The organism is Kitasatospora sp. NPDC091257 (assembly GCF_044757675.1).
Lineage (GTDB): Bacteria > Actinomycetota > Actinomycetes > Streptomycetales > Streptomycetaceae > Kitasatospora > Kitasatospora lactacystinica.
On sequence record NZ_JBIVVI010000302.1, the window covers coordinates 1 to 8,170 of the forward strand.

General features: G+C 73.7%; 2 protein-coding genes and 1 pseudogene. All 3 read right to left on the reverse strand.

Annotated elements, in window-relative coordinates:
- Window positions 1–33: 33 nt before the first annotated feature.
- Window positions 34–5,352, reverse strand: a pseudogene (locus ACIQOV_RS16390) (Rne/Rng family ribonuclease); the annotation flags it as partial.
- Between the two features lie 265 nt (window positions 5,353–5,617).
- On the reverse strand, window positions 5,618–6,871 hold the full coding sequence (gene ccrA / locus ACIQOV_RS16395) for a crotonyl-CoA carboxylase/reductase (RefSeq protein ID WP_359898534.1): 1,254 nt from the start codon (window positions 6,869–6,871) through the stop codon (window positions 5,618–5,620).
- A 164-nt stretch (window positions 6,872–7,035) separates the two neighbouring features.
- Window positions 7,036–7,773, reverse strand: a complete 738-nt coding sequence (locus ACIQOV_RS16400) for a thioesterase II family protein (protein WP_401049100.1) — start codon at window positions 7,771–7,773, stop codon at window positions 7,036–7,038.
- Between the last annotated feature and the right edge of the window lie 397 nt (window positions 7,774–8,170).

Genomic DNA, 8,170 nt, shown 5'->3' on the forward strand with positions numbered 1-8,170 from the left:
GGGGCGGGATCACTCCCGCCCCGGGCGTGGGCACTACTCGGACGCCGTATCACCCTCGGCGGCCGCGGCCTTCTTGGCCGCCGCGCTCGTCCGCTTGGTGGCGGTCTTGCGGGCGGTGGTCTTCTTGGCCGCCGTGGTGGTCTTCTTGGCGGCGGTCTTCTTCGCGGCGGTCTTGCGGGCGGCCCGCTTCTTCGGCGCCGGCGCCTCCTCGGCCGGAGCCTCGCCGGCCTCGGCGGCCTCCGTGGCCTCGGGAGCCTCCGTGGCCTCGGGGGCGTCGGCGACGACCGCGGTCTCCGCGACCACGACCGGCTCACCCGGCGCCTCGGCGACGGCCTCGGCGGCGGCTTCCGCGACCGCCGGGGCGGCGGCCTCCAGGGCCGCCTCCAGCGCCGCCTCGGCCTTGGCCTGGAGCACCACGATCTCGGCGGTGTCCGGGGAACCCGCCGGAGCGGTCGCCTTGCGCACCGCGCGGCGACGCGGACGGCCCGCCGGAGCGGCGGCCGGGGCCTCGGCCACGGGGGCCTCGACGGTCGGCGCGGCCGCCTCCGCCGGAGCCTCGACGCCCGGGACCTCCAGGGCCAGCTGGCCCTCGATCTCCTCGCGCACCGGCTCGGCGACGTCCTCCGCCGACTCGGACAGGATGGTCACCACGGGCTCGACGGCCTGCGGCTCCTCCTGGCCCGCGCCGCCCTTGCCGCGGCGACGGCGCTTGCCGCCGCCCGCACCGGCCTCGCCCGCCGCCACGGGGGCGTGGACGTGGGCGCTCGGCTGCTCCATGTGGACGATCACGCCGCGGCCGTTGCAGTGCACGCACGGCTCGGAGAAGGACTCCAGCAGGCCCTGGCCGACCCGCTTGCGGGTCATCTGGACCAGGCCCAGCGAGGTGACCTCGGCCACCTGGTGCTTGGTCCGGTCCCGGCCCAGGCACTCCAGCAGGCGGCGCAGCACCAGGTCGCGGTTGGACTCCAGCACCATGTCGATGAAGTCGATCACGATGATGCCGCCGAGGTCGCGCAGCCGCAGCTGGCGCACGATCTCCTCGGCCGCCTCGATGTTGTTCCGGGTGACCGTCTCCTCCAGGTTGCCGCCCTGGCCGACGAACTTCCCGGTGTTGACGTCGATGACGACCATCGCCTCGGTGCGGTCGATCACCAGCGAACCGCCGCTGGGCAGCCAGACCTTGCGGTCCAGCGCCTTCATCAGCTGCTCGTCGATCCGGTAGGTGGCGAACACGTCCACCTCGGAGGTCCACCGCTGGAGCCGCTCGGCGAGGTCCGGGGCCACGTTGGAGACGTACTCGTGGATGGTCTTCCACGCCTCGTCGCCGGAGACGATGACCTTGCTGAAGTCCTCGTTGAAGATGTCGCGGACGACCCGGACGGTCATGTCCGGCTCGCCGTACAGCAGCGCCGGGGCGTTGCCGGTCGCGGCCTTCTTCTGGATGTCCTCCCACTGCTGCTGGAGGCGCTGGACGTCGCGGGTCAGCTCCTCCTCGGAGGCGCCCTCGGCGGCGGTGCGCACGATGACGCCCGCGTCGTCCGGGACGATCTTCTTGAGGATCTGCTTCAGCCGGGCGCGCTCGTTCTCCGGGAGCTTGCGCGAGATGCCCGTCATCGAGCCCTCGGGCACGTACACCAGGTAGCGGCCGGGCAGCGAGATCTGGCTGGTCAGGCGGGCGCCCTTGTGGCCGATCGGGTCCTTGGAGACCTGCACCAGCACGGACTGGCCGGACTTCAGCACCGACTCGATCCGGCGCGGGCCGCCGTGGCCGCCCAGCGCGCCGAAGTTGACCTCACCGGCGTACAGCACCGCGTTGCGGCCCTTGCCGATGTCGACGAAGGCGGCCTCCATCGACGGCAGCACGTTCTGGACCTTGCCCAGGTAGACGTTGCCGACGTACGAGGTGGCCTGCTCCTTGTTGACGTAGTGCTCGACCAGCACGCCGTCCTCAAGGACGCCGATCTGGGTGCGCTGGCCGCTCTGGCGCACCACCATGACGCGCTCGACCGACTCGCGGCGGGCCAGGAACTCGGCCTCGGTGATGATCGGCACCCGGCGGCGGCCCAGCTCGCGGCCCTCGCGGCGGCGCTGCTTCTTGGCCTCCAGTCGGGTCGAGCCCTTGATGGACTGCACCTCGTCCGGGTCGAAGGACGGCTCGGTGGAGCGGCGGCGCGGCTCGCGCACCTTCACCACCGTGCGGACGCCGTCCTCGGTGGTCTCGGCGGCCTCGACGGCGCCGGCCTCACCGCTGCGGCGGCGGCGACGACGGCGGCGACGCGACGAGGACAGGCCGGCGGCCAGGTCGTCGTCCTCCTCGCCCTCGTCCTCGGCGACGGCCTCGGCCGACTCCTCGGCGGCGGGCTGCTCGGTCTCGACGGCCTCGGCGGCCTCGAACTCCTCGGCCTCGCCACGACGGCGGCGGCGGCCACCCCGGCGGCGACGGCGCGACGGACGGCCGTCGTCCTCCCACTCGCCCTCGGTCTCCGGACCGGCGACGGGGGCCTCCTCCAGCTTCAGGGTGGTGGCCAGCTCGGCGAGGTCCGCGCGCTCCACCGCCGCCCAGAACCGGACGTCCTGGTCCGAGGCCTCGCGCGGCGGGCCGACCGGCGCCGCCATGCTCTGCGGCCAGTAGCGCTCGCGCTGGAAGGCGTACGTCGGCAGCTCCACCCGGCGGCCCTCGGGCAGCACGGTGCGCCAGTCGACCTCGACCCCGGCCGTCCAGATCCGGGCCAGTGCGGTCAGCGCCGACTCGGCGTCGTCCCGATCGCGACGCAGCACCGGGGCGAACACGCCCTCGGCACCGGCCTGTTGGGCCATCCCACAGAGCACGCCGTCCGGGCCGAGCTCGACGAAGCGGGTCACGCCCCGGGCGGCCAGGCAGGCGGCGCCGTCGGCGAACCGGACGGCCTCGCGCACGTGCCGCACCCAGTACTCCGGGGTGGTGAGCAGGTCGGGCGCGGCGACGGCTCCGGTCAGGTTGGAGACGATCGCGATCCGGGGGCGGGCGAAGGAGACCGTCTCCAGCACCGCGCGGAAGTCCGCGAGCATCGGCTCCATCAGGGCGGAGTGGAAGGCGTGCGAGACCGTCAGCCGGCTCGTCCTGCGGCCCTCGGCCGCCCAGCGGGCGGCCAGTTCGTCGATCACCTCCACGGTGCCGGAGACCACGACCGAGGACGGCCCGTTGACCGCCGCGACGTCGGCGCGTCCGGCGATCGCCTCGACGGCCTCGGCCTCGGTGGCCCGGACGGCGAGCATCGCGCCGCCGGACGGCAGCGCCTGCATCAACCGGCCGCGCGCGGCCACCACGGCGCAGGCGTCCGCGAGCGTGAGGACTCCCGCGCAGTGCGCCGCGGCGAGTTCGCCGACGGAGTGGCCGAGCAGGAAGTCGGGGGCCACGCCCCAGGATTCGAGCAGCCGGAAGCCCGCGACCTCGACGGCGAACAGGCCGGCCTGGGTCCACATCGTCAGGTCGAGGCCGCGGCCGGTGAAGACCGCGTCCTTGACCGATCCGTCGAGGTGGCGGTCCAGTTCGGCGCAGACGGCGTCGAAGGCCTCGGCGAAGGCGGGGAAGGCCTCGTACAGCCCGCGGCCCATCGCCGCGCGCTGCGAGCCCTGGCCGGTGAACAGGAAGGCGCAGCGGCCCTCGCCCACCACGCCGGTCACCGCCGCGGCCGGGTCGCCCCCGGCGAGCGCGTCCAGGCCCGGGAGCAGGTCGCCGAGCACCACCGCGCGGTGGTCCAGGCCCGCGCGGGTGGTGGCGAGCGACCAGGCGAGGTCGACGGGGTCGGGCGCCTCGGTCTCGGCGAGGTGGGCGCGCAGTCGGCTTGCCTGGGCGCGCAGCCCGGCCGCACCCTTGCCGGAGAGCGGCCACAGCGACGGCCGGCCGGCGGCGGGCGCGGGCGCCGAAGGGCCCGACGGGGCCGGGTCGGCCGGGGAGACCTGGGCGGCCGGCTCGGTGCCGGCGTCCGGCCCGGCCTCACCCTCGCCCTCGCCCTGGGGCTCGGCGGGCGCGGGCGCCGCCTCGATGATCACGTGCGCGTTGGTGCCGCTGATGCCGAACGAGGAGACGCCGGCCCGGCGGGGGTGGTCGGTCTCCGGCCACGGCCGGGCCTCGGTGAGCAGCTCGACGCCGCCCTCGCTCCAGTCCACGTGCGGGGTGGGCGCGTCCACGTGCAGGGTGGCCGGCAGCAGGCCGTGGTGGATCGCCTGCACCATCTTGATCACACCGGCCACGCCGGCCGCGGCCTGGGTGTGCCCGATGTTGGACTTGACCGAGCCCAGCCACAGCGGGCCGCCCTCGGCACGCTCCCGCCCGTACGTGGCGAGCAGGGCCTGGGCCTCGATCGGGTCACCGAGCCGGGTGCCGGTGCCGTGCGCCTCGACCGCGTCCACGTCGGCCGGGGAGAGCCCCGCGCCGGCCAACGCCTGACGGATCACCCGCTGCTGGGACGGGCCGTTGGGGGCCGTGAGGCCGTTGGAGGCGCCGTCCTGGTTGACGGCGCTGCCGCGCACCACGGCGAGCACCGGGTGCCCCAACCGCTGGGCGTCGGAGAGCCGTTCGACCATCAGCAGGCCGACGCCCTCGCCCCAGCCGGTGCCGTCGGCGCCCTCGGCGAAGGCCTTGCACCGCCCGTTGCCGGCCAGGCCGTCGAGGCGGCTGAACTCCGCGAAGACGCTCGGCGAGGACATCACCGTGACACCGCCGGCCAGCGCCAGCTCGCAGTCGCCCGCGCGCAGCGCGTGGACGGCCAGGTGCAGGGCGACCAGGGAGGAGGAGCAGGCCGTGTCGACGGTGACGGCCGGGCCCTCCAGGCCCAGCGCGTACGCGACCCGGCCGGACACCACGCTGGCCGCGTTGCCGATGGCCAGGTGGGTGGCGGCGCCCTCGGGCAGGGAGTGGGCGCCCTCGGCGTAGCCGGAGGCGGAGGCGCCGACGAAGACGCCGACCCGGTTGCCGGAGAGCGAGCGCGGGTCGATCCCGGCCCGCTCCACGACCTCCCAGGCGGATTCCAGCAGCAGTCGCTGCTGCGGGTCCATGGCCAGGGCCTCGCGCGGGGAGATGCCGAACAGCGCGGCGTCGAACTCGGCGACCCCGTCGACGAATCCGCCCTCGTCGGCGTAGCCGGACCCGGCCGGCCAGCCGCGGTCCTCGGGGAAACCGGTGATGGCGTCACCACCGCGGGTCACCAGCCGCCACAGGTCGGCCGGCGAGCTCACGCCGCCCGGGTAACGGCAGGCCATCGCGACGATCGCGATGGGCTCGCGCTCGCGCATCTCCGCCACCTGGAGCTGACGACGTGTGCGCCGGAGATCGGCCGTCACCCGCTTCAGGTATTCGAGATACTTTTGCTCTTCCCCCACGCAGATCAACCCCTACTCCCGGCCGGCGGTGGACCGCAGCCGGTACCGATTACCCGTGAGACCGCAGCGTTTCGCATCCTAGGGAGAGAATCCCCGCGCGATACCCCTAGCCGACCCCAGAAAAAAGGACATCAGATGGCACGGGCCGTTCCGGGCCGTTCGCCGTCGGAGCGGGAACCGCATTCGCGCGGTTCCCGCTCCGTTATTCGGTCCGGAAATCCGCGCCGCCGTGGCGGCGCGGCTCCCGTCCCGTCGTTCAGCCGGTCCGCAGCGAGGTCTGCCCCGGCGCCGCGGCGTTCACCAGGGCGGCCAGGTTGCCGACGCCCTGCTGGTTCGCGTAGAGCATCTGGTGGGCCTCGCCGATCTGGTCGAAGGTGCCGCACCAGGTGATGCACGGGTCGAGCCGGCCGTCCGCCATCAGCCCGATGACCGCGCGGTTCTCCCGGGTGTTCGAGGCGTGCGAGCCCTGGAGGCGCTTGCTGCGCATCCACAGGTAGCGCAGGTCGAGATCGCCGTTGTAGCCGCTGGTGCCGCCGCAGAGCACGACCATGCCGCCGTTCTCGCAGACGAACAGCGAGGTCGGCAGGGTGTCCTCGCCGGGGTGCTCGACGACGATCTTCGGGTTGCGGCGCTCCCCGAGGATCTCCCAGATCTTCGCGCCGAACCGGCGGGCCTCCGCCGTCCAGGCCCGGCCGGCCGCCTCGTCGTCGAGGTCCGGCAGCCGACCCCAGTGGGTGAACTCCCGGCGGTCGATCACGCCCGCGGCGCCGAGGTCCAGGCAGAACTGGACCCGGTCCGGGTTGGAGACCACGGCGATCGGGATGCCGCCGAGCAGCTTCACGATCTGGATGGCCGCCGAGCCGACGCCGCCGGAGCCGCCCCAGATCAGCACCGGGTCGCCCGGGCGGACGTCGTGCGGGGCCCAGCCGGTCAGCTGCCGGTAGGCGGTGGCGCCGGTGACCAGGTAGCCGCCGGCGTCCTCCCAGGACAGGTTGGCCGGCTTGCGGTGGAGCTGGTGCTCGCGCACCACGGTGTACTGGGCGAAGGAACCGTAGTTCGTCTCGTAGCCCCAGGCCCGCAGCGACTTCGAGGCGATCGGGTCGACGCCCGTGCGGACGTCCTCCGCCGTCTCGTCCCAGGTCGCGCCGGAAAGGATGACCTCGTCGCCGACCTTGAACTGCTTGACGCCCTCGCCGACGGCCCAGACGACTCCGGAACCGTCGCTGCCGCCGATGTGGAAATCCTCCTTCTCGCCGAGCAACCGCTGTCTCATCGCGATGACGTCGATGGGTTCGCCGAGCGACGCCCAGACGTTGTTGTAGTTGATTCCGGCGGCCATGACGTACACCAGCACTTCGCCGTAACCGGGCTCCGGCACGTCGACGACCTCGGTCTGCATCGCCTTGAGGGGCTCGCCGAAGCGGTCCTGCCGGATGACGGTCGCGTACATCTGCTCGGGCACGAGGCCGAGCGGCGGAATCTCACCGAGTTCGTAGAGCGACTTGGACACGAACGACTCCTCTGGGCAGTTTTCCGGGATTTCCGAGGACCGGCTCGCAGAGCAGCTCTAGAACCGGTTCGAAACCGGCTGCCCTTCAACACGGTCGATTCGCGTGGATGAATGACGCGGCGGAACTTCGCGTGGACGGATGACGCGGAGGAACGGCGGAGTTGTCAGCCGAGCCTGGTGCGGATCCGGTCGACGACGGTGTTGGCGTGGGCGTTGAGGTAGAAGTGGCCGCCGCGGAAGACTTCGAGCTCGAACGGGCCCGAGGTGTGCTCGGCCCACTTCCGGGCCTCGTCCACGGTGACCTTCGGGTCGTCGTCGCCGACCAGGGCGAGGACCGGCGCGGTGAGCCCGGCACCGGGGGTGGGGCGGTAGGTCTCGGCGGCCCGGTAGTCGCTGCGCAGCACCGGGAGGACCATCCGCACCATCTCCTCGTCGTCGAGGAGGTTGTTGTCGGTCCCGTCCAGCCGCTTGATCTCGGCGAGCAGGCCCTGGTCGTCGAGCTGGTGGAACCGCTCGTCGCGGTGGGCGCCGGGGGCGCGCCGCCCGGAGGCCCACACCGTGTGCGGCACGATGCCGAGGTCCTCCAGCCGCAGCGCCAGCTCGAACGCCACGGAGGCGCCCATGCTGTGGCCGAACAGCGACAGCGGGCGGTCGGCCCACGGCTTGACGACGTCGACCAGCAGGTCGGCCAGTTCCTGCACGGATTCCACGCAGGGCTCCTGGCGCCGGTCCTGACGGCCGGGGTACTGCACCGCGAGGACGTCGACCTGCGGCGACAGCGCGCGGGACACCGGGAAGAAGTAGCTCGCGGACCCGCCCGCGTACGGCAGGCAGAGCAGCCGGTGCCGGGCCTCGGGCGCGGGGTGGTAGCGGCGCACCCACAGATCGTCGATAGCTGCCATGGTGACTGGAATCCCTCCGGCGGTCGGCGTGGTGGGACCACGACACCGGTGAGGCGCCGCCCGCGGACCTGCGGGACCGCGCGTCTCACCTTGATCCGCGGGCGGGAGCGCACGAGGGTTCGTGGCCGGCTCCGGTCGCCCGCTGTCCTGTCGGGACCTCAACGGCTCCTACCGTGACCGGCCCGGCCCGACCCGACAACCCCTAGCCGCACGGCGCGGGCGCACGCGCGCGAGGTCCTGCGGCTGCCCTGGTAGGGGATGCCCGCCGGCGCCCCGGCACCTTCCCGACCTTCCCGGGCCGCTGGAGCGCGGCGGCCGCGCGGGCGATCGGGTCACGCCAGGGCACGCCCTATGTCGGCGGCGCCGTCGGGGCAAGGGCGCCTCGTCGGACCGGGGG

Bases quoted from the DNA above. Each gene is read 5' to 3' on its own strand.
- ACIQOV_RS16400 (WP_401049100.1), bottom strand. From the start codon at position 7,773: ATGGCAGCTATCGACGATCTGTGGGTGCGCCGCTACCACCCCGCGCCC.